The organism is Pseudomonas sp. PF05 (assembly GCF_056521845.1).
Map to the genome: position 1 here is coordinate 102,479 of NZ_JBWLPW010000005.1, position 22,932 is coordinate 125,410.

Here is a 22,932-nt window from a genome sequence, read left to right on the forward strand (position 1 = left end):
TTGCCGCGGCAAGCCTTTTAAAGGGGGCATCAAGCATTCTGGCGATGAAGTTTTTCCAGTTTTTTCTTGATGCGGTCACGCTTGAGGGTAGACAGGTAATCCACGAACAGCTTGCCGTTGAGGTGGTCACACTCGTGCTGGATACACACCGCCAGCAAACCTTCGGCGATCAGTTCATAGGGCTGGCCGTCACGGTCCAGGGCCTTGATCTTGACCTTCTGTGGGCGGTCGACGTTTTCGTAGAAGCCCGGTACCGAGAGGCAGCCTTCCTGGTACTGGTCCATCTCGTCGGTGAGGGTTTCGAACTCGGGGTTGATGAACACCCGCGGCTCGCTGCGGTCTTCGGAAAGGTCCATCACGACGATACGCTTGTGCACGTTGACCTGGGTCGCGGCGAGGCCGATGCCTGGCGCCTCATACATTGTTTCAAACATGTCATCGACCAACTGGCGCACTTCGTCGTCCACTACGGCCACAGGTTTGGCGATAGTGCGCAGGCGCGGGTCCGGAAATTCGAGAATGTTCAAAATGGCCATAAGCTTGATAAATGCACGTCTGAGGTAAAGTCGGGTGGCAGGCCTGGCGTCTCTTGGGATGCAGGCTACCGTTGTAAAACGTTGCTCTTGGGACAATAGCTCCGCAAGGCAGCGAGCCACGGGGGCTCTGGCGTTTTACGCGAACGCACATAATAAAGGGATTCACCGCATGAGGAAATCACTACTCGCCCTGCTGCTCCTGGCCTCGGCCGGTATCGCGCACGGGCAAGTGCAACTTCGGGAAGGTTTTCCCCAGCAATACACGGTGGTGACGGGGGACACACTCTGGGACATTTCCGGCAAATACCTGCGCGAACCGTGGAAATGGCCAGAACTCTGGCAGGCCAACCCACAGGTCGAAAACCCCAACCTGATTTATCCGGGCGACACCCTGTCGCTGGTCTACGTCAATGGCCAGCCGCGCCTGACCCTCAATCGCGGTGCCTCGCGGGGCACCATCAAGCTGTCGCCGCGCATTCGCAGCTCGCCAGTGGCCGACGCCATCCCGAGCATTCCGCTGCAAGCCATCAATAGCTTCCTGTTGAACAACCGCATCGTCGACACACCTGAAGATTTCAACAAGGCCCCCTACATCGTCGCCGGCAATGCCGAGCGGGTGCTCAGCGGCATGGGGGATCGGGTCTTTGCCCGCGGCTCGTTCGATGCGAACCAGTCGGCGTACGGCATCTTCCGCCAGGGCAAGGTCTACACCGACCCCGAGACCCAGGAATTCCTGGGCATCAATGCCGACGACATCGGCGGCGGCGAGGTGGTCGCCACCGAGGGCGATGTCACCACCCTGGCCCTGCAACGCACCACCCAGGAAGTACGCTTGGGTGATCGTCTGTTCAGCGGCGAAGAGCGCTCGATCAACTCGACCTTCATGCCCAGCGCGCCAAAATCGGACATCCACGGGTTGATCCTGGACGTGCCGCGAGGCGTGACCCAGATCGGCGCGCTGGACGTGGTCACCCTGAACAAGGGCCGCCGCGACGGGTTGGTCGAAGGCAACGTGCTGGCGGTGATGAAGACCGGTGAAACCGTGCGCGACCGCATCACGGGCGAGCGGGTGAAAATCCCCGATGAGCGGGCCGGCCTGCTGATGGTGTTCCGCACCTACGACAAGCTCAGTTATGGCCTGGTGCTGTACGCCTCGCGCTCGTTGGCGGTGCTCGACAAGGTCCGTAATCCATAACGGGTTTCACAAGTTACCAACAGAGTTATCCACAGCTTGTTCCCGTTTGAACGGGGCTCATAACGATCAAGGATTGATCACATGCCACTGCCAGAATCTGCGCCGGTTTCCCCTGCGGAACTGGAGGCCCGGCTACGCCTTCACCGCTTGCCGGAGCTGGGACCCAAACGTTTCATGACCCTGATGGAGGCCTTCGGCTCGGCCTCCAAGGCCATCAGTGCACCGGCCAGCGCATGGCGAGCGCTGGGCTTGCCGCTGGCCTGTGCCGAGGCGCGGCGCAACCCGGATGTGCGTGACGGCGCCGCCCATGCATTGGCCTGGCTTGAGCGTGCGGGCCAGCATTTACTGATGTGGGACCAACCCGACTACCCGGCACTGCTGGCGCAGATCAGCGACGCGCCACCGCTGCTGTTCGTCGCCGGCGACACCTCGATCCTGGAAAATCCCCAACTGGCGATGGTCGGCAGTCGCCGCGCATCACGCCCCGGCATGGACACCGCGGCGGCGTTTTCCCGAAGCCTGGCCGGGGCCGGTTTTGTCATCACCAGCGGGCTGGCCCTGGGCATCGATGCAGCGGCTCATCAAGCAGCACTGGACGTCGGCGGGCGCACCGTCGGCGTGTTGGGCACCGGCCTGGAAAATTTTTATCCACAGCGCAATCGTCGGCTGGCGGACGCGATGATTGCGCAAGGCAGCGCGGTATTGTCGGAGTTCCCGTTGGACGCGCCGCCCCACGCCAGCAATTTTCCGCGCCGCAACCGGATCATCAGTGGCTTGTCCCTGGGGGTGCTGGTGGTGGAGGCCAGTGTCGCCAGCGGCTCGCTGATCACCGCCCGCCTGGCCGCGGAGCAGGGCCGCGAGGTGTATGCCATTCCTGGATCGATCCATCACCCTGGTGCCCGAGGCTGCCATCAATTGATCCGCGACGGTGCGGCGCTGGTGGAAACCGTCGAGCACATCCTCGAAGCGCTGCGCGGTTGGCAACAGTTGCCGCTGGCCTCGGAGCCTGTGCCCGTGACCCATCCGCTGCTGCGCCTGCTGCATGCCGCGCCGCTGAGCAGCGAGGCGCTGGCCGACGCCAGTGGCTGGGGCTTGCCCAAAGTGCTGGCGGCGTTGACCGAGCTGGAGATGGAAGGACGCGCCACCTGTGACAATGGACGCTGGTTTGCACGCTAGGTTTTATGGGGAAGATCGGTAAACTGCCCACAGCCTTATTTGCGTTGCGGGAGAATCTTTCATGGTCAACAGTTGGCGTGTGCAACAAGCCGCGCGAGAAATTCGCGCCGGGGCGGTGATTGCCTATCCAACCGAAGCGGTCTGGGGCCTGGGTTGTGACCCATGGAACGAAGAGGCGGTGGAACGCCTGCTGGCGATCAAGTCGCGGCTGCCCGACAAAGGCCTGATCCTGGTGGCTGACAACATCCACCAGTTCGACTTTCTGTTCGAAGACTTCCCCGAAACCTGGATGGACCGCATGGCCAGCACCTGGCCGGGGCCCAATACCTGGCTGGTGCCGCACCAGAACCTGCTGCCGGAATGGATCACCGGGGTGCACGACACCGTCGCGCTGCGGGTCAGCGATCATCCCACCGTGCGCGACTTGTGCTCGTTGGTCGGGCCGCTGGTGTCCACCTCGGCCAACCCCCAAGGACGCCCGGCGGCGCGCACGCGGATTCGTGTCGAGCAGTATTTCCGTGGGCAGATCGACCTGGTGCTGGGCGGCAACCTGGGCGGGCGCAAGAACCCCAGCGTGATTCGCGACCTGGCTACTGGCAAGGTTGTGCGGCCGGACTGATACCGCGTCATCGTTCATCGCGGGCAAGCCTTGCTCCCACAGGCCATGTCCTGTGGAAGCAAGCCTCATTCCCACAGGTTTTGCTCTGTGAAAGCAGGCCTCATTCCCACAGCTTTTGCTCTGTGGGAAGCAGGCCTCATTCCCACAGCTTTTGCTCTGTGGATGCAGGCCTCATTCCCACAGGTTTTGCTCTGTGGATGCAGGCCTCATTCCCACAGGTTTTGCTCTGTGGAAGCAGGCCTCATTCCCACAGGTTTTACTCTGTGGGAGCAGGCCTCATTCCCACAGGTTTTGCTCTGTGGAAGCAGGCCTCATTCCCACAGGTTTTGCTCTGTGGATGCAGGCCTCATTCCCACAGGTTTTGCTCTGTGGATGCAGGCCTCATTCCCACAGGTTTTGCTCTGTGGAAGCAGGCCTCATTCCCACAGGTTTTGCTCTGTGGAAGCAGGCCTCATTCCCACAGGTTTTGCTCTGTGGAAGCAGGCCTCATTCCCACAGGTTTTACTCTGTGGGAGCAGGCCTCATTCCCACAGGTTTTGCTCTGTGGAAGCAGGCCTCATTCCCACAGGTTTTACTCTGTGGGAGCAAGGCTTGCCCGCGATGAGGCCATCACAAACACCCTTTAATTCAAGGCAAAAGAACCGTCGACCCCGTCGTGCGGCGCGCCGACAGCTCGGTATGAGCCTTGGCCGCTTCCGCCAGTGGATAACGCTGATTGATATCCACCACGAGCTTGCCGCTGGCGATCATCCCGAACAGGTCATCGGCCATGCGCTGCAGGTTTTCGGCGTTGTTGGCGTAAGTCGCCAGGGTCGGGCGGGTGACGTACAGCGAGCCCTTGGCCGCGAGAATTCCCAGGTTCACACCTTCTACCGCACCCGAGGCGTTGCCGAAACTCACCACCAGGCCACGGGGCGCGACGCTGTCCAGGGAGGTCAGCCAGGTGTCCTTGCCAACCCCGTCGTACACCACGGGCACCTTCTTGCCGTCAGTCAATTCCAGCACCCGCTGTGCGACGTTTTCCTTGCTGTAGTCGATGGTTTCCCAAGCGCCGTGGGATTTGGCGATGGCGGCCTTTTCCGGCGAGCTGACGGTACCGATCAGCTTCACGCCCAAGGCCTTGGCCCACTGACAGGCCAAGGAACCCACGCCACCGGCGGCGGCGTGGAACAGGATGGTTTCGCCACCCTTGAGTTCATAGGTCTGGCGCAACAGGTACTGCACAGTCAGGCCCTTGAGCATCACGCCCGCCGCCTGTTCGAAACTGATGGATTCGGGCAAATGCACCAGGTTGGCTTCGGGCAACACATGCACATCGCTGTAGGCCCCCAGTGGGCCGCTGCCGTAGGCCACCCGGTCGCCGACCTTGAACCGCGTGACGTCCGACCCAACCGCCTCGACCACGCCCGCGCCTTCGGCACCCAGGCCCGATGGCAGCGCTGGCGGCGGATACAGACCACTGCGGTAGTAGGTGTCGATGAAATTCAGGCCGATCGCCTTGTTGCTGACGCGCACCTGCTGCGGGCCGGGCTCGGCAGGCGAGTAATCGACGTACTCAAGCACTTCGGGACCGCCGTGGGAACTGAACTGGATACGTTTGGCCATCTTCACTTTCTCCTTGTCGCAGGGCTTTTACCAAGCCTGCTATCGGACTCCTAAGCTTGACCGTCGTCAACTGTGGTGTAGGCAAGTGCGGTGGTATCCTGTGCGCCCATTTGCCACCGGCCCGCTATACGCCGCGTAGCGTAGCCCTGATCAAGGTGATGTCATGTCCACTCGCACCGAGGCCGTGAAAGCCTACCTGCTCGACCTGCAAGACCGTATTTGCGCCGCCCTGGAAACCGAAGACGGCGGCACTCGCTTCGTCGAAGATGCCTGGACCCGGCCGGCCGGCGGTGGCGGTCGCACGCGGGTGATCGAAAACGGCACGGTGATCGAAAAGGGCGGCGTCAACTTTTCCCACGTCTTCGGCAGCGGCCTGCCGCCCTCGGCCAGCGCCCATCGGCCAGAACTGGCCGGGCGCGGCTTCGAAGCCTTGGGCGTGTCGCTGGTGATCCACCCGCACAACCCGCACGTGCCGACCTCCCACGCCAACGTGCGCTTCTTCATCGCCGAAAAGGAAGGCGAAGAGCCGGTCTGGTGGTTTGGCGGCGGCTTCGACCTGACGCCTTACTACGGCGTCGAAGAAGACTGCGTCCATTGGCACCGTGTCGCCGAGCAGGCCTGCGCGCCGTTCGGCCCCGAGGTGTACCCGCGCTACAAAGCCTGGTGCGACAGCTATTTCCACCTCAAGCATCGCAACGAGCCCCGGGGCATCGGCGGCCTGTTTTTCGACGACCTGAACGCGTGGGATTTCGACACCTGCTTCGCCTTCATCCGCGCCATCGGCGACGCCTACATCGATGCGTACCTGCCGATCGTGCGCCGCCGCAAGCACGACGCGTTCACCGCCAAGCAGCGGGAATTCCAGGAGTTTCGCCGTGGGCGCTACGTGGAGTTCAACCTGGTCTATGACCGCGGTACCTTGTTCGGGCTGCAGTCGGGCGGACGTACCGAGTCGATCCTGATGTCGCTGCCGCCGCAAGTGCGCTGGGGCTACGACTGGAAAGCCGAACCGGGCAGCGAAGAGGCGCGGCTGACCGAGTATTTCCTGCAGGATCGCGATTGGCTGGCGACGGCCTGAACGAGGAATATCCATGGACCGCTACGTTGTAATGGGTAACCCGATCGGCCACAGCAAGTCGCCGTTGATCCATCGCCTGTTTGCCGAGCAGACCGGGCAAACGCTGGACTACAGCACGCTGCTGGCGCCCCTGGAGGATTTCGCCGGTTGCGCGCAGGAATTTTTCCGCGAAGGGCGTGGGGCGAACGTCACGGTGCCGTTCAAGGAAGACGCCTTCCGCCTGGCCGACACCCTGACCGAGCGAGCCCAGCGGGCCGGGGCGGTCAATACGTTGAGCAAACTGGCCGACGGTCGCCTGTTGGGTGACAACACCGACGGCGCCGGGCTGGTCCGGGACCTGACCGTCAATGCCGGCTTTAGCCTCAAAGACAAGCGCATCCTGTTGCTCGGGGCCGGTGGCGCGGTGCGCGGTGCCCTGGAGCCGCTGCTGGCCGAAGCGCCGGCCTCGGTGATCATCGCTAATCGCACGGTGGAAAAGGCCGAATTGCTGGCCGAGTTGTTCGCCGACCTGGGCCCGGTCTCAGCCAGCGGGTTCGACTGGCTGCAAGAGCCGGTGGACCTGATCATCAACGCCACCTCCGCGAGCCTGTCGGGGGATGTACCGCCGATTGCCGCGAGCCTGATCGAGCCCGGCAAGACGGTTTGCTACGACATGATGTATGGCAAGGAACCGACCTCGTTCTGCCGTTGGGCCAAGGAACACGGCGCGGCGGTGGCAATGGATGGCCTGGGCATGCTCGCCGAACAGGCGGGTGAAGCCTTCTACCTGTGGCGCGGGGTACGCCCGGACACCGCGCCAGTACTGGCCGAACTGCGCCGCCAGCTGGCGCTGTAAGAGCTGTGCAGGAGCTATGTAAGAGCTGAGCTGTGTAGGAGCTGTCGAGTGCAACGAGGCTGCGATCTTTTCAAAAACAATTGAGTCAAAAGTGAAAGACTCAAAATCAAAAGATCGCAGCCTTCGGCAGCTCCTACAGGGTTGAATCAGTTCAGTCCTCGAAGTGAATCGGGCAATGCTCCGGCCCCTCCAGCTTCAACAACTCCTCCACCACATGCGGCCTGGCCTTGCGCAACGTCAGGCTGCGCCTCTGGCTGCGCAGGCGCCGGGCTTCCTGGTGGAGCATTTCCACCCCGGAATAATCGATGAAATTGATCTGCTGGGCATCGATCACCACCCGCTGCGCGTGCAGCCGTTGCAACCGCACTTGCAAGTAGTGGCTGGCACCAAAAAAGATCGAGCCGCCAACCCGTAGGATGTCTGCTTCCCCTTCGTGGGAATGCTGCACCCGCGGCTGTGAAGTGCGCTTGAGGTAAAAGAACAGCGAGGCCAGTACGCCGGCGTAGATGGCGGTTTGCAGTTCCAGCAGCAACGTGGCCAGGCAGGTCAGGCTCATCACCACGAATTCGGCGCGGCTCACGCGGTACAACGCCCGGATGCCGCGGTGGTCCACCAGCCCCCAGGCGATCAACAGGATGCTGCCGGCCATGGCTGGAATCGGGATGTGCGCGATCAGTTTCGCTCCAGCGACCGCAAACAACGCCACCCACAGGGCCGAGAACACCCCGGCCAGGGGCGAGCAGGCCCCGGCTTCATAGCTGAGGCCGGAACGGGTAAAGGAGCCGGCCGACAATGATCCGGAGAAAAATCCTCCAACGATGTTGGAAAGCCCCTGCGCCCTCACCTCCTGATTCGCATCGAGCAATTGCCCGGAACGTACCGACAACGAGCGGGCGATGGACAGGCTGGTGACCAGCCCGAGCATGCCCACCGCAACAGCCCCGGGCAGCAGGCGCAGGATCAGCTCCAGGTCCAACGGCAGCGGCGTGAAGGGCGGCAAGCGCCCGGCAAACGCACTGACCAGCGCCACATGCCCGAACATCGCCGGCCATAACCAGACCACCAGGCTGCTGATGACTAAAGTTATCAACAGGCTCGGCCAACGCGGCAGCAAGCGCTTGAGTGCCACGCCCAGCACCAAGGTCCCCAACCCCAGCAGCAGCGATGGCTTATCCACAGCCCCGATGTGGCTGCCCAACATCAGTAAACCTCTCAACGCCGTGGCTTCGTTCGGCAGGTCGAGGCCCAGCAGGTTCGGCAACTGCCCCAGGGCAATGACCACCGCCGCGCCCAAGGTGAAACCCAGTACCACCGAGTGCGAGACGAAATTCACCAGCGCACCGAAACGCAGCAATCCCAGCAACCATTGGAAAATACCCGCCAACACCGTCAGCAGCAGGATCAAGGTGATGTAGTCCTGGCTGGCGGGGACGGCCAGCGGACTGACGGTGGCGTACAAAACGATGGAAATCGCCGCCGTAGGCCCGCAGATCAGGTGCCACGACGAACCCCACAGGCAGGCGATCAGCACCGGCACGATCGCCGCATACAAGCCGTATTCCGGTGGCAAACCGGCAATCAGGGCGTAGGCAATGGACTGCGGCAACGCGAGAATCGCGCCGCTCAGGCCGACGATCAGGTCACGGCCGACACTGGCGCGAGTCTGCCGGGGCAGCCAGTTCAGGAAAGGCAAGAGTGAACGGCGCGTGGGAATTGCCATGGGGCCTCAAGGAATGGGGTTTGGCGCAAGAGTATCAGGTGAACCCATGTGGCGAGGGAGCTTGCTCCCGCTGGACTTCACTGTAGGAGCTGCCGAAGGCTGCGATCTTTTGATCTTTTGATCTTTCGCTTGAGATTCAAGTGTCTGGGGAAAGATCGCAGCCTCGTTGCACTCGACAGCTCCTACACAGCTCCTACACAGCTCCTACACAGCCCAGCGGGAGCAAGCTCTCGCCACAAGAGCTCGTCAGAGCTTGGCCTTCACCGCCGCCAGCGCATCCTTGCCATCGAGGGTCTTCACACCGTCCAGCCATTTATCCAGGACCGCCGGGTTGGCCTTGATCCAGGCCTTGGCCGCATCGGCGTTGCTGACCTTGTTGTTCACCACCTCGGCCATGATGCTGTTTTCCATGTCCTGGGTGAAGCTCAGGTTGGTCAGCAGTTTGCCGACGTTCGGGCAGGCCTGTGCATAACCCTTGCGGGTCAAGGTGTAGACACTGCCCGTGTCGCCGAAGTATTTCTCGCCGCCCTTGAGGTAATGCATTTTCAATTGCACGTTCATCGGGTGCGGGGTCCAGCCGAGGAAGGTCACGAACTTCTGTTTCTTCACCGCCCGGGAGACTTCCGCCAGCATCGCCTGTTCGCTGGATTCCACCAGTTTCCACTCACCCATGCCGAAGTCATTGGTCTTGATGATTTCTTTCAGGGAGAGGTTGGCCGGAGCGCCGGAGCCAATGCCGTAGATCTTCTTGCCGAACTTGTCGGCGAATTTGTTCAGGTCGGCAAAGTTATGCACACCGGCGTCCCAGACGTAGTCCGGGACCGCCAGGGTGAACTCGGTGCCGTCCAGGTTCTTGGTCAGTTGCGTGACATCACCATTGGCCACGAACTTGTCGTAGAAACCCTGCTGTGCCGGCATCCAGTTACCCAGAAACACATCCACCTGGCCATCCTTGAGGCCACCGAAGGTGATCGGCACCGCCAGGGTGTCGACCTTGGCCTTGTAGCCCATCCCCTCCAGCAGGAAACCGGTGATGGCATTGGTGGCGGCGATATCGCTCCAGCCCGGGTCGGCCATCTTCACCGTTTCGCAGCTTTGCTCGGCCCAGGCCGAAGCACTGCTCAACGCCAACAGTCCAGCGGTCAGTACTGTGGATAACTTTTGCATGGCATGCCCCTTACGTTATTGGTTTTGGCAGGGTTGTGGATAACGGGCCTTGCGCTCCAGATCGTCGAGGTCGATGTGGTTACGCATGTACTGCTGGCTGGCGTCCACCAGCGGCTGGTGATCCCAGCTCTTGAGTTTGCCCAGGGTCAGCGCCTGGGCGACGAAACGGCGACGGCGCTGGCTGGCGAGCACCTGTCGATGAATAGCCGGGATGTCCCACTTGGCACGCGCCTCGGCGAGAAATTCGGCGAACAGGGATTGATGCTCAGGCGATTGACTGAGATTTTCCAGTTCCTTGGGGTCATTGCGTACGTCGAACAGCAAGCATGGGTCATCTTCGCTGTAGATGAATTTCCACGGGCCGCGACGGATCATCATCAAGGGGCTGATGGTGCCTTCGGCCATGTATTCACCGAAGACTTCATCATGCCCGCCCTGCCCTTGCAGGTGCGGCACCAGTGAACGGCCATCGAGCGGCAAGCCCGGCTCCAGTGTGCCGCCGGCCAGCTCCACCAGGGTTGGCAGCAAATCGGCGGTGGACACGGCCGCGCCTACCCGGCCGCTGGCGAACTGTCCCGGCGCACTGATCAGCAACGGTACGCGGGCGGCCATTTCGAACCAGTGCATTTTGTACCAGAGGCCCTTTTCGCCGAGCATGTCCCCGTGATCGCCAGAGAACACGATGATCGTGTCGTCCAGCAGACCGGTGTCTTCCAAGGTCTGCAGCAGCTTGCCGACGTTGCTGTCAATGTAGCTGCATGCGCCGAAATAGGCGCGGCGCGCGTCACGAATCTTATCCACAGGCAGTGGCTTGTCCCACAGGTCATAGACCTTCAGCAGCCGCTGGGAGTGTGGATCGAGCGCCGTTTGCGCCGGGGTCTGCGGTAAAGGGATGTCGTTGTCGTCATACAAATCCCAGAACGTCTTGGGAATCGTGTACGGGTCGTGTGGGTGCGTCATCGATACGGTGAGGCAAAACGGCTGGTCACCGTCCTCGCGGATGTGGTCGAACAGGTACTGCTGGGCCTTGAACACCACTTCTTCATCGAAATCCAACTGGTTGGTGCGCACGCACGGCCCGGCCTGCAGCACCGACGACATGTTGTGATACCAACTCGGCCGCACGTCCGGCTCGTCCCAGTTCACCGACCAGCCGTAGTCGGCCGGGTAAATGTCGCTGGTCAGGCGCTCTTCGTAGCCGTGCAACTGGTCCGGCCCGCAAAAGTGCATCTTGCCGGACAGCGCCGTGCGGTAGCCGAGGCGACGCAGGTAATGGGCGTAAGTCGGCACGTCCGCCGGGAAATCCGCCGCGTTGTCGTACGCACCGATCTTGCTCGGCAACTGGCCGCTCACCAAGGTAAAACGCGACGGCGCGCAAAGCGGGCTGTTGCAATAGGCAGCGTCGAACACCACGCCCTCGGCGGCCAGGCGCGACAGGTTCGGCAGCTTGATCGGCGAAGGTCCGTAGATCGGCAACATTGGCGCGGCCATTTGATCGGCCATGATGAAAAGAATGTTCTTGCGCTTCATGTATTCGCGGCATTCCATAGTAGGCAGTTATGCGACATTGCTGCGATTGAGCATGTAGCCCCCAGGTTTTGGGGTAAAGCCCATGCAGGATAATGACTAGGATAAGCACAGCTTATGTATGACGCTCTGGGTAACCTGTCCCTGGAACTGTTCCGCGCCTTTGAAGCCGCGGCGCGCCAACAAAGTTTCACCGCGGCGGCGATTGAGCTGGGCACCACGCAACCGGCCATCAGCCAGCAGATCAAGCGCCTGGAAGAGCAACTGGGTACGCGGTTGTTCGACCGTATCTACCGCGGCATCGAACTGACCGAGGCCGGGACAATCCTGTTTGAGCAGGTACAGGTCGGCTTGCAAAGCATCGATGCCGGGCTGAGCGCGATCACCGCCCAGCATCAGCATGAGGTGCTGCAAGTCGCCACGGATTTCGCATTCGCCGCCTATTGGCTGATGCCGCGCCTGCATCGCTTTCACGCGGCCAACCCACAAGTGGACGTTAGCCTGGTGACCAGCGAACGCAACCACAACATGCTGCGCACCGATATCGACGTTGCCGTACTGTTTGGCGACGGTCGCTTCAAACAAGGCGAAAGTCGCTGGTTGTTCAACGAAGAAGTCTTTCCGGTGTGCAGCCCGCTGTTGCTCAAGGAACACCCCATGCCCTTGCCCGCCCAGGCCTTGGCAGAATTTCCATTGCTGCACCTGCGAGCGGGGAACAACAACTGGTTCGAGTGGAGCGGCGTATTTCGCGAACTGGGCATCACTTCACCGCCTGCCCCGGGGCAGTTGCGCTTCGACAACTACACGCTGCTCATCCAGGCGGCGATTGGCGGCCAAGGCGTCGCCATCGGCTGGCGCCACCTTGTGGATAACTTATTGGCGCAAGGGCTGCTGTGTCGTCCGATCGCTGAAACGGTGCTATCGCGGCAGGGCTACTACGTGGTCTTGCCCCAGCGTAAACGCCGCGGTGCATTGATCAGGCAATTCGTCGATTGGCTGATGGAAGAACAGGCTAACAGTGCCGAATCACTCACTGGCTTGGCGCTGCCTTCCATTGCCGTTTAATGCCCCTACACGGCCGCGACAAAACTCACATGCTCGCCCACATGCAGGTTCAGGCGCAGCTCATCGGCGATGCCGACCGCCACCCGGTTGAGCCGCTCCAGGGATTCGGCCATGCCGGGTTCCAGGCTCGTGCTGACCTGGCTGAAATGTTCTATGCCCAAGCCAGGCGCGGCATAGGGTGCGTTGATCAAGGTCCACTGCAAGGTGCTGTTCTTCAGGGCATCGAGCACTTCTTCGGCGGCGTGGCGCTGCAAATCGTCATCCGTCGGCTCCTCGTCGAGCATCGCAAAGTCGCCCACCAGGAACAGCCGGGGAATGTTCACCGCCTGCATGCCGGCGATCAGTGCATCCACGGCCAATACTTGTTCCACCGGGCCGGGAATCAATGTGCGCTCCACGTACTCGCTGTTCATCGGCAAACCCGGCGCGTTCAGCAGACACACCACGGCGCTGGCACCGGCAACACTTTGCTTGACCCGCTCGGGATCGAACAGGTCACCGGTCTTGGTCCGCAGACCCGGGCGTGGAGCCAGGGCAGTAAGATCGTCGAGAATGGCGATGACTTCGTGCTGGCGCCGCAGCATTTCAGCCATCAACGCACCGCCGAGGCTGCTCATGGCACCATAAAGCACCACTTTGATGACCGGGGTTTCGGCGTTTTTCATGGCTGTTTTCCTCTTTATCCCGCGTGTAAAGGCTCTGACACGCGGTAAACGGCGAGGGTTCGGCCTCTTTTCAAGGAGTGACAGATGCAGCGGATCAAGGGCTACCACGCTCACGTGTATTTCGACGCCAACACCCTCGACCAGGCGCGGGCCCTGTGCGAGGAAGCGGCGCAATTGTTCCCGTTGAAAATGGGCCGCGTCCATCAACGCCCGGTCGGCCCGCACCCGGACTGGAGCTGTCAGCTGGCGTTCGACCCCCAGTACATCGGCGTGGTCTTGCCCTGGCTGGCGCTCAATCGCAAAGGCCTGGTGATTTTCATGCACCCGGAGACCGGCGATGACCTGGCCGACCACACCGACCATGCGATCTGGATGGGGGCGGTGCGGCCGTTGGATCTTTCGGCATTTTGATTTATCGGGGGAGCGCAGACTGTCTGTGGGAGCAAAGCTTGCTCGCGATTAAAGGCACCGCAGCTCTCAAGGGCAAATGTGTCAACTTCATCGCGAGCAAGCTTTGCTCCCACGGATAAGCGTTGTCCCCACAGAAAAAACTCCATTGTCTGCAACGAAAGCTGACTGAAAGCTTGCGCGATTAGGATCGCCCCACTACCGGCAACAGACCGGTCGGCCAAAGCGAGTTTCCAAGGCTCGCCTGGCCCCTCTACAACAACAATGGTGATTCTGATGTCCGCTGCTACCCGTCCCGCTGCACCCACTCCATCCGTTCGCCCCGAGCCTTGCATCCTGCGCTGACCTGTCCGGTTCGCCTTTGCCCGCCGCGCCACGCCTGGAGTATTTCCTATGCTGACTTTCCTTGGCTTTGCCATGGTCATCACGTTCATGTTCCTGATCATGACCAAGCGCCTGTCCGCGCTGATCGCCTTGATCATCATCCCGATCCTGTTCGCCCTGTTCGGCGGCTTTGCGCCGAAAATCGGCCCGATGATGCTCGAAGGCATCACCAAGCTCGCCCCGACCGGGGTGATGCTGATGTTCGCGATTCTGTATTTTGCCCTGATGATCGACTCCGGCCTGTTCGACCCGGCCGTGCGCAAGATCCTCAAGCTGGTCAAGGGCGACCCGTTGAAAGTTTCGGTCGGTACCGCCGTTCTGGCGCTCGTCGTTTCCCTTGATGGTGACGGCGCGACCACTTACATGATCTGCGTGGCCGCGATGCTGCCGCTCTACAGCCGCATCGGCATGAGCCCACGCATCATGGCTGGCCTGATCATCCTCGCTGGCGGTGTGATGAACATGACCCCGTGGGGCGGCCCGACAGCCCGCGCGGCCAGTGCCCTGCACGTGGACCCGTCCGACATCTTCGTGCCGATGATTCCGGCGATGGCCGCCGGTGTGGTGGCGATCCTGCTGATTGCCTACCTGTACGGCAAGCGCGAGCGCGCACGCCTGGGTGAATTGCATCTGGTCGATGATGAAATCGACCACAGCGAAATCAGCGTTTCCCAATTCCCGGACGCCCGTCGTCCGAATCTCATCTGGTTCAACGGCGCGTTGACGCTGGCCCTGATGTGCACCCTGATCGCCGGCCTGTTGCCGCTGCCGGTGCTGTTCATGGTGGCCTTCAGTATCGCGATGATCGTCAACTACCCTTGCCTGCAACAGCAGAAAGACCGCGTTGCGGCCCATGCCGGCAGCGTGTTGGCGGTGGTCGGGCTGATTTTCGCGGCCGGTATCTTTACCGGCATCCTGTCCGGCACCGGCATGGTCGACGCCATGTCCAAGAGCTTGTTGTCAGTGATCCCGGACTTCCTCGGTCCGTACCTGGCTGTGATTACCGCGCTGGTGAGCATGCCGTTCACGTTCTTCATGTCGAACGATGCATTTTATTACGGGGTGTTACCGGTTCTCGCCGAGGCAGCCAGCCATTACGGCATCACCGCCGTTGAAATGGCCCGTGCCTCCATCGTCGGCCAGCCCGTCCACCTGTTAAGCCCGCTGGTTCCGTCGACCTACCTACTGGTAGCATTGGCCGGGATCGAGTTCGGCGACCACCAGCGCTTCACCCTGAAGTGGGCAGTACTGGTTTGCCTATGCATAATGTTCGCCGCCTTGCTGATGGGGATTTTTCCGCTGTTCAGCACTCTATAAAAGCAACGCCCGCTGCGCCGCCATCAGCGGCGCGGCCTAACACTCGCTCAAAGGAACTCACATGGAATGGCTGACCAACCCGGAAATCTGGGTTGCCTTCTTTACCCTGACCGCCCTGGAAATTGTCCTGGGCATCGACAACATCATCATGATTTCGATCCTGGTCAGCCGCATGCCCAAGCACATGCAGGCGCGCACCCGGATCTTCGGCCTGGCGCTGGCCATGGTCACGCGGATCCTGTTGCTGCTGTCCATCACCTGGGTCATGCGCCTGACCGCCGATTTGTTCGAAGTGTTCGGCCAGGGCATCTCCGGTCGTGACCTGATCCTGTTCTTCGGTGGCCTGTTCCTGCTGTGGAAAAGCTCCCAGGAGATGTACCACGCGCTGGAAGGCGAAGATGAAACCAACGACGAACCTTCGGGCAAGGGCGGCAGCTTCATCTACACCATCATCCAGATCGCGATCATCGACATCGTGTTCTCCCTGGACTCGGTCATTACCGCCGTCGGCATGGTCTCCCATGTACCGGTGATGGTGGCGGCGATTATCGTGGCGGTACTGGTGATGATGTTGGCGGCGGCCACCATCAGCGAGTTCATCGACAAGCACCCGTCGCTGAAGATGCTGGCGCTGTCGTTCCTGCTGGTGGTCGGTACCGTGCTGATCGCCGAATCGTTCGACGTGCACGTGCCAAAAGGCTACGTCTACTTCGCCATGGCGTTCTCCCTGGCGGTGGAAGCCATCAACATCAAGATGCGCACCGCGATTGCGCGCAAGCGCAAGCAGCAGGATCCGGTGAAACTGCGCAAGGATATGCCGGGTCAGTAACGGTATAGGGCAATGAATGAAGGGGCTCTTGGAGCCCCTTTTTCATGCCCGCAAAAAAACGGCCGGATGCAAAACCCTGTGGGAGCGGGCTTGCTCGCGATGAGGCCATGACATCCAACATCTTCTTTGGCTGTCAGGCCGCTATCGCGAGCAAGCTCCCACAGGGGGTTTGGGTGTTTTTGAGGAATGTATTTTTATGACGGTTTTGTTTCAAACGATTCTTTAGCTGTGCAATGCTGGCGCCCGAACCGTTCGCCAACTACAGCTTAAGTACAAGAACGAAGAATGTGGCATCGTCAATTTGTTCCTTTGGGACGCTAACAGGGGGCTTCTCATGCTGACCCTGCTCAATTTGCTCTCCGCCGTGGCCCTGCTGATCTGGGGCACGCATATCGTGCGTACCGGCATCTTGCGGGTCTATGGCTCGAACCTGCGCCATGTCATCAGCCAGAACATGTCACGACGTTGGCTGGCGTTCGTCGCCGGCATCATGGTCACGGCCATGGTCCAGAGCAGCAATGCCACGGCCATGCTCGTCACCTCGTTCGTCGGCCAGGGCCTGATGGCACTGACCCCGGCCCTGGCGACCATGCTCGGCGCCGATGTCGGCACCGCGCTGATGGCACGGGTGCTGACCCTCGACCTGTCGTGGCTGTCACCGCTGCTGATTTTCCTCGGGGTGATTTTTTTCCTGTCGCGCAAACAGACACGCGCCGGGCAAATGGGCCGGGTCGGCATCGGCCTGGGGCTGATCATCCTGGCCTTGCAATTGATCGTCGAAGCCGCGGCGCCCATCACCCATGCCCAGGGCGTGAAAGTGATCTTCGCCTCGCTGACCGGCGACATCCTGCTCGATGCCTTGGTCGGCGCGCTGTTCGCGATGATCTCCTATTCCAGCCTGGCCGCCGTGCTGTTGACCGCAACGCTGGCCGGCGCCGCGGTGATCAGCCTGCCGGTGGCCATCGGCCTGGTGATCGGCGCCAACATCGGCAGCGGTGTACTGGCGTTCCTCAGCACCAGCATGCAGAACACCGCCGGACGCCAGGTGGCGCTGGGCAGCCTGCTGTACAAGCTGATCGGGCTGTTGTTGATTATCCCGGTGCTCGACCCACTGGTGGGCTGGCTGGACCGCCTGGATTTCAGCCCCCAGGAAACGGTGATCGGTTTTCATCTGCTCTACAACACCGTGCGTTGCCTGGTGCTGCTGCCCAGCGTCGCGCCCATGGCGCGGCTCTGTGCCTGGTTGCTGCCGGAACGTGCGGACACCAACGGCACGGCCAAGCCGCGACATCTGGACCCTGCCGCCCTTGCCACCCCGAGCCTGGCGCTGGCAAACGCCGCCCGGGAAACCTTGCGCATTGGCGATCTGATCGAAAGCATGCTCGAAGCCATGCTGGATGTGCTGCGGGGTACGCAAACGGCGGTGACCCAGGACGTACGGCGCATGAATGACGACGTCGAAGCGTTGTGCAGCGCAATCAAGTTGTACATGGCGCAAATGCCCCGTGAGGACCTCAGTGGGCAGGACAGCCGCCGTTGGGCGGAAATCATCGAGCTGGCGATCAACCTGAAACTGGCCAGCGACCTGATCGAGCGCATGTTGCGCAAGGTCCAGCAACAGAAGACCTCCCAGCGTCGCTCCTTTTCCGAGGTGGGCCTGGAGGAACTGGCGGGGCTGCACAGCCACTTGATCGCCAATCTGCAGTTGGGGCTGTCGGTATTTCTCAGTGCCGACCGGGAAAGCGCCCGCCAGTTGCTGCGTGAGAAACGTCGCTTTCGGGCGCAGGAACGGCGCATGGCTCATGCCCATGTCAGTCGCTTGCAGCGCAAGGTCGTGCAAAGCCTGGAGACCAGTTCCCTGCACCTGGAACTGATCGCCGACATGAGGCGCCTCAATTCGCTGTTTTGCGGCAGCGCCTATGTCGTGTTGGAAACCTCCGAGATCGGCGCGCTGGAGGCGGATGAAATTTCCGACATTACCCATTCGCCGTGAACGTCTGGCGCATTGGTCAGTCAGTAACAATGTCAGCCAGTAACATGGCTCGGGCCTGAACCGTTCGCCGGCCCGCCTGCTCCCGCTGTCATGAAAAACGCATAGATTCGATAGGGGGGACGAGCCGACTCCGGGCGGCGCTCCGCCGATGACGGCCTGCCCGGCACCATGGACCTCCACTCAGCCGCCAGGAAGCCCTTATGCGCTGTTTGTTGCTCGCCGTTCTTTTGCTCGGTTCACTGCCCGTGGTCGCCCTGGACCGGTTTCAGGTCGAAGGCTATACGTTGCCCAACGGCATGCAGCTGATACTCAAGCCCGGCACCGAGCGCGGGCATGTGGCGATCCGCTTGGTGGTCGGCGTGGGCCTGGACGACTTCAGCTGTGCCGACAAGGAACTGCCGCATCTGCTCGAACACCTGCTGTTCAGCGGCGTCGATGAGAGCGGTGAAGGCGGCCTGGAGGAGCGCATGCAAGCCTTGGGTGGCGAGTGGAATGCCTTCACGAGCAACGCCGACACCACGTTCGTTATCGAGGCGCCGGCGCGCAATCAACGCAAGGTCCTGGACCTGCTGCTGGCGCTTTTGACCCGCACCCGTATCGACGAAAACGCCTTGGAGGCGGCCAAGCGGGTGGTGGAACGCGAGGACGGTGGCCACTACACCCACCTGCAACGCTGGCTCGATCACCAGGACCTGGGCCACAAGGCCAGCAACCAGTTGGCGGTCGAGTTGGGCCTGCACTGCGCGGAACGGGCCGAGGTCCAGCGCCACACCCTTGCCCGCCTCGAACAAGTGCGCAAGGCCTGGTATGCACCGAACAACATGACGTTGATCGTGGTTGGCGATCTCGACCGACTGTTGCCGGCCTACCTGGAACGCACCTTTGGCGAACTCGATCCGGTGGAGCCCAGCGCACATGAGGCACTGCCTCAGATCCGCTACAAGGCGGTCACCAAGCGCAACCTGATCCACGGCCTGGTCGGCGACAGCGCCAAGCTTCATTGGCTGTTCCCGGAGCCGGTGCTGGATGAGCAGCATGACGAAACCTTCGACCTGCTCAAGGATTACCTGGACTGGGCACTCTATCGCCAACTGCGCCTGGCACGCGGCTTGTCCTACGGACCGTGGACCGAGCGCGAGGTGTTCGGCGGCGTTGGCTTTTTCAGCCTGAACGCGGACCTGTCCCGCGAAGACCTGCCCCAAGCCGAACAGGCGCTGGAAGAACTGCGCAAGACATTGCTCAAGGATGGCCTGGACCCCGCCGGTTTCGTGCGGATCAAACGCGCGGCCATTGCCCACCAATCCTGGGCGGTTCAAGGCAACAGCGCACTGGCCGATTACTACTGGGGTGCCCTGGGCGATTATGAAGACGGCCGCTTCGCCAACCCGGCCCTGCGCCTGCAGGAGGTGAGCCTGGAACAAGCCAACGTGGCCCTGCGCGAACTGCTCAAGGACCCGGGTTACCTGCGCATCGAGAAGCCTTTGCTCAGTGATGATGAATTCGTCTGGGGGCTGGGCGGCTTGCTGGGGTTGCTGTTGCTCGGACTGGTGATTTGGCAAGTGCGACGGCGACGTAGGAGCTGACGAGTGCAACGAGGCTGCGATCTTTCCCCTGACGCTTGAGTATCAAGTGAAAGATCAAGATCAAAAGATCGCAGCCTTCGGCAGCTCCTACAGGGAGGTGCCAAGTTTTGCTAAATCCACTTGCCACAAGAGCACTCGTCACATCGATGTCCTGACGATACTCTGTCAGGGATATTTCCTACGACTTACTGTGAACCGCCGAATGCAAAACCTGACGCTCTACATCCAGCGCATCCTTGAATTAATGAAGCGCTATCCAGGGGTCATTGCGCTCGGTGGTTTCATTTCCGGGGTCGGCAGTTTCATGCTGGTGGATCGCCAGCAGGGCCTGGCGACGTGGATCGCCATCATGATGCTGGTGAGCTGGCTCTGGCTGATGGTCGAGAACAGCATGACCCGGCTGTTCGCGCGGATTTTCAAACGGGAAATCCCCCAGCCGCTGTTGCGCTACGCTACGCAGATGATTCACCAGGAAAGCCTGTTTTTCGTCCTGCCGTTTTTCTTCATCACCACCACCTGGAACAGCAGCCAGCTGATTTTCACCGGCCTGCTGACCGTCGCGGCGCTGATTTCGATCATCGACCCGCTGTACTACAAATGGCTGGCGCCCCGGCGCTGGGCCTTCCTGGCGTTGCACACGCTGACGCTGTTCGCCGCCCTGCTCACGGCGTTGCCGGTCATCCTGCACCTGACCACCGACCAGAGCTTCAAGCTGGCCCTGGGCATTGCCATGCTGCTGTCGTTTCCCAGCCTGGCCTCGATTTTCCCGATCCGCACCGTGCGCAACGCCCTGGCGATCCTGTGCATCACCGTGGGGATTGGTGCCGCCGGCTGGGTGCTGCGCTCCTGGGTGCCACCGGCCACGCTGTGGATGACCGAAGTGGCGATCAGTACCCAGTTGGAAGACCGCACGCCGGGCGCCAGCCTCAAGGAGGTCAGTGCGGCGCAGATTCGCGGCAACGGCCTGTACGCCTACACCGCCATCAATGCGCCGCGAGGGCTTGATGAGCGGATTTATCACGTCTGGCAGTTCAACGGCAAAGAAGTCGACCGCATCGCCTTGGACATCCACGGCGGGCGCAAGGAAGGCTATCGCGCCTGGACCCACAAGCAGAACTTCCCGCAAGACCCGACGGGCAAATGGCAAGTGCGGGTGCTGACGGAAAATGGCCAGATGATCGGCGTGCTGCGTTTCACGGTGAACGCCGCCACGCCCGAAGCAAATTAACGGCGGTCGTGCTATTAGGTAGCGCTGTTCAAGTCGAACGAGCATGGAGCTTATGACCCCCGGATCCCACATTGGCACTGCCCGGCTGGACACGTCTCGCTCTCCGGCGCAGCTACGGGTCGGCGGCGACTGGACGCTGGCCCATTACGCGCAGCTCAAGCGCTTGAGCGAATCCTTGCGCGGCCAATACGACGAGAACACCCTGATCGACCTCAACGGCCTCGGCGCCCTCGACACCGCCGGGGCTTCGTTGCTGGTGGAGCTGCTGGGGTCCGAACGGCTGGGCAAGACCGCCGAGCACCCCGATTGCCGCTTGCCGGCCGCCGAGCGGGCGCTGTTGCAGACGGTCTACTGCTCGCTGACAGACTTCTGTGTGCCGGTGAAAGAGCCGCAGGTCAGCGTGATGACACAGCTGTTGGCACGGATCGGCGGCGCCGTGGACAAAGTCTGGCAAGACACCCTGCAACTGCTGGGTTTTGTCGGCCTGATCCTGGAAACCCTGGGCCGCAACCTGTTTCGTCCCAGGCGGTGGCGCATGACAGCGATGGTCGTTCACATCGAACAGACCGGCCTGGACGCGGCCCCCATCGTCGCCCTGCTGACATTCCTGGTGGGCGCGGTGGTGGCGTTCCTCGGCGCGACGGTGCTGGCCGATTTCGGCGCCAGCATCTTTACCGTGGACCTGGTGGCGTTCTCGTTCCTGCGCGAATTCGGCGTATTGCTCACGGCCATCCTCATGGCGGGCCGCACTGCCAGCGCGTTCACCGCGCAGATCGGCTCGATGAAGGCCAACGAAGAAATCGACGCGATCCGCACCCTTGGCCTCGATCCAGTCGAGTTGCTGGTCATTCCACGGGTGCTGGCGCTGTTGGTGGCGCTGCCGATGCTGACCTTCCTGGCCATGCTTTCAGGAATTATCGGTGGCGGCGTGGTCTGCGCTTTGTCGCTGGGTATTTCACCGGCCATGTTCCTGACACTGTTGCAGTCGGACATCGGCGTGCAACATTTCCTGGTGGGGATGGCCAAGGCGCCGATCTTTGCCTTCCTGATCGCCGCCGTAGGCTGCCTGGAGGGTTTCAAGGTCAGTGGCAGTGCCGAGTCGGTCGGGGCTCACACCACGTCCAGCGTGGTGCAGTCGATTTTCGTGGTGATTGTGCTCGATGCCGTGGCCGCGCTGTTTTTCATGGAGATGAACTGGTGAGCCAAGCCCTACGACCACCCGCTGAGGCGGTGATTCAAGTGCGGGGCCTGTGCAATCGCTTTGGCCGCCAGAGCGTGCACGAGAACCTCGACCTGGACGTGTACAAGGGCGAGATTCTCGCCGTGGTCGGCGGCTCCGGCAGCGGCAAATCGGTGCTGCTGCGCAGCATCGTCGGCCTGAACCGCCCCAGCGAAGGCTCCGTGCGGGTGTTCGGCGAGGACTTGCCGAGCCTGCCCCCGGAGCAACGTTCGCGGGTGGAACGGCGCTTTGGCGTGTTGTTTCAGAAAGGCGCGCTGTTTTCGTCACTGACCGTGACAGAAAACGTCGCCCTGCCGCTGATCGAACATGCCGGGCTCAGCCGGGCCGACGCCGAGCACCTGGCGGCGGTGAAACTCGCGCTGGCCGGGCTGCCACTCTCGGCCGCCGACAAATACCCCGCCTCGCTGTCCGGCGGCATGATCAAGCGCGCGGCCCTGGCCCGTGCGCTGGCCCTGGACCCGGACATCCTGTTTCTCGACGAACCCACCGCCGGCCTCGATCCCATCGGTGCGGCGGCGTTCGACCAGTTGATCCTGACGCTGCGCGATGCCCTGGGCTTGAGCGTGTTCCTGGTCACCCACGACCTGGACACCCTCTACACCATCACCGACCGGGTGGCGGTGCTGGCGCAGAAAAAAGTCCTGGTGGCCGATGTCATCGACAAGGTGTCGGAAACCGACGACGCCTGGATTCACGAATACTTCCATGGCCCTCGCGGCCGCGCGGCGTTATCGGCCGCTACACAATCCAACGAGGTTTGAC

At 61.6% G+C, this 22,932-nt stretch carries 20 protein-coding genes; 14 read left to right on the plus strand and 6 right to left on the minus strand.

Annotated elements, in window-relative coordinates; all coding sequences use genetic code 11:
* Positions 1-29: 29 nt before the first annotated feature.
* The gene (def, locus tag AC09SL_RS11005; protein WP_003196300.1) at positions 30-536 is read right to left on the minus strand and encodes a peptide deformylase; all 507 of its coding nucleotides are present in this window, start codon (positions 534-536) and stop codon (positions 30-32) included.
* A gap of 169 nt (positions 537-705) precedes the next feature.
* Between def and AC09SL_RS11010 the strand changes: the two genes are divergently transcribed.
* From AC09SL_RS11010 to tsaC, 3 genes are all read left to right on the plus strand, one after another.
* Positions 706-1,731 (plus strand): LysM peptidoglycan-binding domain-containing protein, encoded by a 1,026-nt coding sequence (locus tag AC09SL_RS11010; protein ID WP_058543075.1) that lies wholly within the window; start codon positions 706-708, stop codon positions 1,729-1,731.
* Between the two features lie 81 nt (positions 1,732-1,812).
* Complete coding sequence (gene dprA / locus AC09SL_RS11015) at positions 1,813-2,907, plus strand: DNA-processing protein DprA (RefSeq protein WP_058543076.1); 1,095 nt, start codon at positions 1,813-1,815, stop codon at positions 2,905-2,907.
* Positions 2,908-2,968: 61 nt separating this feature from the next.
* Positions 2,969-3,526, plus strand: coding sequence for an L-threonylcarbamoyladenylate synthase type 1 TsaC (gene tsaC, locus AC09SL_RS11020; RefSeq protein WP_014335849.1), 558 nt, complete (start codon positions 2,969-2,971; stop codon positions 3,524-3,526).
* A gap of 627 nt (positions 3,527-4,153) precedes the next feature.
* Here the strand turns inward: tsaC and AC09SL_RS11025 are convergent.
* A complete protein-coding gene (locus AC09SL_RS11025; RefSeq protein ID WP_058544853.1) occupies positions 4,154-5,131 on the minus strand; it encodes an NADPH:quinone reductase in 978 nt (325 codons plus the stop codon).
* Positions 5,132-5,294: 163 nt separating this feature from the next.
* Between AC09SL_RS11025 and hemF the strand changes: the two genes are divergently transcribed.
* Entirely contained in the window at positions 5,295-6,209 is a 915-nt protein-coding gene (gene hemF / locus AC09SL_RS11030; protein WP_024617012.1) for an oxygen-dependent coproporphyrinogen oxidase, read from the plus strand.
* A 13-nt stretch (positions 6,210-6,222) separates the two neighbouring features.
* Positions 6,223-7,044, plus strand: coding sequence for a shikimate dehydrogenase (gene aroE, locus AC09SL_RS11035; protein WP_058544852.1), 822 nt, complete (start codon positions 6,223-6,225; stop codon positions 7,042-7,044).
* Between the two features lie 151 nt (positions 7,045-7,195).
* Here aroE and AC09SL_RS11040 read toward each other — a convergent pair whose 3' ends face one another.
* The 3 genes from AC09SL_RS11040 to betC form a co-directional block, all read right to left on the minus strand.
* A complete protein-coding gene (locus tag AC09SL_RS11040) occupies positions 7,196-8,764 on the minus strand; it encodes a SulP family inorganic anion transporter (protein ID WP_058544851.1) in 1,569 nt (522 codons plus the stop codon).
* Between the two features lie 246 nt (positions 8,765-9,010).
* On the minus strand, positions 9,011-9,931 hold the full coding sequence (gene choX, locus AC09SL_RS11045) for a choline ABC transporter substrate-binding protein (protein ID WP_058544850.1): 921 nt from the start codon (positions 9,929-9,931) through the stop codon (positions 9,011-9,013).
* 15 nt (positions 9,932-9,946) lie between these two features.
* Positions 9,947-11,461 carry a choline-sulfatase gene (betC, locus tag AC09SL_RS11050; protein WP_058544849.1) on the minus strand — a complete coding sequence of 505 codons (1,515 nt, stop codon included), beginning with the start codon at positions 11,459-11,461 and terminating at the stop codon, positions 9,947-9,949.
* A 114-nt stretch (positions 11,462-11,575) separates the two neighbouring features.
* On the opposite strand from betC, the gene AC09SL_RS11055 reads away from it, so the two are divergent.
* Entirely contained in the window at positions 11,576-12,523 is a 948-nt protein-coding gene (locus AC09SL_RS11055) for a choline sulfate utilization transcriptional regulator (RefSeq protein WP_058544848.1), read from the plus strand.
* Positions 12,524-12,528: 5 nt separating this feature from the next.
* On the opposite strand, the gene AC09SL_RS11060 is transcribed toward AC09SL_RS11055, so the two are convergent.
* Positions 12,529-13,188, minus strand: coding sequence for an NAD(P)-dependent oxidoreductase (locus tag AC09SL_RS11060; RefSeq protein WP_058544847.1), 660 nt, complete (start codon positions 13,186-13,188; stop codon positions 12,529-12,531).
* A gap of 84 nt (positions 13,189-13,272) precedes the next feature.
* Between AC09SL_RS11060 and AC09SL_RS11065 the strand changes: the two genes are divergently transcribed.
* The 8 genes from AC09SL_RS11065 (at position 13,273) to AC09SL_RS11100 (ending at position 22,931) form a co-directional block, all read left to right on the plus strand.
* Entirely contained in the window at positions 13,273-13,599 is a 327-nt protein-coding gene (locus tag AC09SL_RS11065) for a DOPA 4,5-dioxygenase family protein (RefSeq protein WP_058544846.1), read from the plus strand.
* Positions 13,600-13,989: 390 nt separating this feature from the next.
* A complete protein-coding gene (locus AC09SL_RS11070) occupies positions 13,990-15,297 on the plus strand; it encodes a CitMHS family transporter (protein WP_058544845.1) in 1,308 nt (435 codons plus the stop codon).
* Positions 15,298-15,358: 61 nt separating this feature from the next.
* Positions 15,359-16,126: a TerC family protein gene (locus tag AC09SL_RS11075; RefSeq protein ID WP_058544844.1), complete on the plus strand. Its 768-nt coding sequence runs from the start codon at positions 15,359-15,361 to the stop codon at positions 16,124-16,126.
* Between the two features lie 334 nt (positions 16,127-16,460).
* Positions 16,461-18,119 carry a Na/Pi cotransporter family protein gene (locus AC09SL_RS11080; RefSeq protein WP_058544843.1) on the plus strand — a complete coding sequence of 553 codons (1,659 nt, stop codon included), beginning with the start codon at positions 16,461-16,463 and terminating at the stop codon, positions 18,117-18,119.
* Positions 18,120-18,319: 200 nt separating this feature from the next.
* A complete protein-coding gene (locus AC09SL_RS11085; protein ID WP_058544842.1) occupies positions 18,320-19,702 on the plus strand; it encodes a M16 family metallopeptidase in 1,383 nt (460 codons plus the stop codon).
* A gap of 202 nt (positions 19,703-19,904) precedes the next feature.
* Complete coding sequence (locus tag AC09SL_RS11090) at positions 19,905-20,930, plus strand: DUF5924 family protein (protein WP_058544841.1); 1,026 nt, start codon at positions 19,905-19,907, stop codon at positions 20,928-20,930.
* 52 nt (positions 20,931-20,982) lie between these two features.
* On the plus strand, positions 20,983-22,131 hold the full coding sequence (locus AC09SL_RS11095) for an ABC transporter permease (RefSeq protein ID WP_058544840.1): 1,149 nt from the start codon (positions 20,983-20,985) through the stop codon (positions 22,129-22,131).
* Positions 22,128-22,931 (plus strand): ABC transporter ATP-binding protein, encoded by an 804-nt coding sequence (locus AC09SL_RS11100; RefSeq protein WP_058544839.1) that lies wholly within the window; start codon positions 22,128-22,130, stop codon positions 22,929-22,931. Before AC09SL_RS11095 ends, AC09SL_RS11100 begins: the two co-directional genes overlap by 4 nt.
* Position 22,932 lies beyond the last annotated feature (1 nt).

What these genes read in the sequence shown, in the direction of transcription:
- def (WP_003196300.1), bottom strand. Translation starts at nt 536, where the DNA reads ATGGCCATTTTGAACATTCTCGAATTTCCGGACCCGCGCCTGCGCACT.
- AC09SL_RS11010 (WP_058543075.1), top strand. Translation starts at nt 706, where the DNA reads ATGAGGAAATCACTACTCGCCCTGCTGCTCCTGGCCTCGGCCGGTATC.
- dprA (WP_058543076.1), top strand. Translation starts at nt 1,813, where the DNA reads ATGCCACTGCCAGAATCTGCGCCGGTTTCCCCTGCGGAACTGGAGGCC.
- tsaC (WP_014335849.1), top strand. Translation starts at nt 2,969, where the DNA reads ATGGTCAACAGTTGGCGTGTGCAACAAGCCGCGCGAGAAATTCGCGCC.
- AC09SL_RS11025 (WP_058544853.1), bottom strand. Translation starts at nt 5,131, where the DNA reads ATGGCCAAACGTATCCAGTTCAGTTCCCACGGCGGTCCCGAAGTGCTT.
- hemF (WP_024617012.1), top strand. Translation starts at nt 5,295, where the DNA reads ATGTCCACTCGCACCGAGGCCGTGAAAGCCTACCTGCTCGACCTGCAA.
- aroE (WP_058544852.1), top strand. Translation starts at nt 6,223, where the DNA reads ATGGACCGCTACGTTGTAATGGGTAACCCGATCGGCCACAGCAAGTCG.
- AC09SL_RS11040 (WP_058544851.1), bottom strand. Translation starts at nt 8,764, where the DNA reads ATGGCAATTCCCACGCGCCGTTCACTCTTGCCTTTCCTGAACTGGCTG.
- choX (WP_058544850.1), bottom strand. Translation starts at nt 9,931, where the DNA reads ATGCAAAAGTTATCCACAGTACTGACCGCTGGACTGTTGGCGTTGAGC.
- betC (WP_058544849.1), bottom strand. Translation starts at nt 11,461, where the DNA reads ATGAAGCGCAAGAACATTCTTTTCATCATGGCCGATCAAATGGCCGCG.
- AC09SL_RS11055 (WP_058544848.1), top strand. Translation starts at nt 11,576, where the DNA reads ATGTATGACGCTCTGGGTAACCTGTCCCTGGAACTGTTCCGCGCCTTT.
- AC09SL_RS11060 (WP_058544847.1), bottom strand. Translation starts at nt 13,188, where the DNA reads ATGAAAAACGCCGAAACCCCGGTCATCAAAGTGGTGCTTTATGGTGCC.
- AC09SL_RS11065 (WP_058544846.1), top strand. Translation starts at nt 13,273, where the DNA reads ATGCAGCGGATCAAGGGCTACCACGCTCACGTGTATTTCGACGCCAAC.
- AC09SL_RS11070 (WP_058544845.1), top strand. Translation starts at nt 13,990, where the DNA reads ATGCTGACTTTCCTTGGCTTTGCCATGGTCATCACGTTCATGTTCCTG.
- AC09SL_RS11075 (WP_058544844.1), top strand. Translation starts at nt 15,359, where the DNA reads ATGGAATGGCTGACCAACCCGGAAATCTGGGTTGCCTTCTTTACCCTG.
- AC09SL_RS11080 (WP_058544843.1), top strand. Translation starts at nt 16,461, where the DNA reads ATGCTGACCCTGCTCAATTTGCTCTCCGCCGTGGCCCTGCTGATCTGG.
- AC09SL_RS11085 (WP_058544842.1), top strand. Translation starts at nt 18,320, where the DNA reads ATGCGCTGTTTGTTGCTCGCCGTTCTTTTGCTCGGTTCACTGCCCGTG.
- AC09SL_RS11090 (WP_058544841.1), top strand. Translation starts at nt 19,905, where the DNA reads ATGCAAAACCTGACGCTCTACATCCAGCGCATCCTTGAATTAATGAAG.
- AC09SL_RS11095 (WP_058544840.1), top strand. Translation starts at nt 20,983, where the DNA reads ATGACCCCCGGATCCCACATTGGCACTGCCCGGCTGGACACGTCTCGC.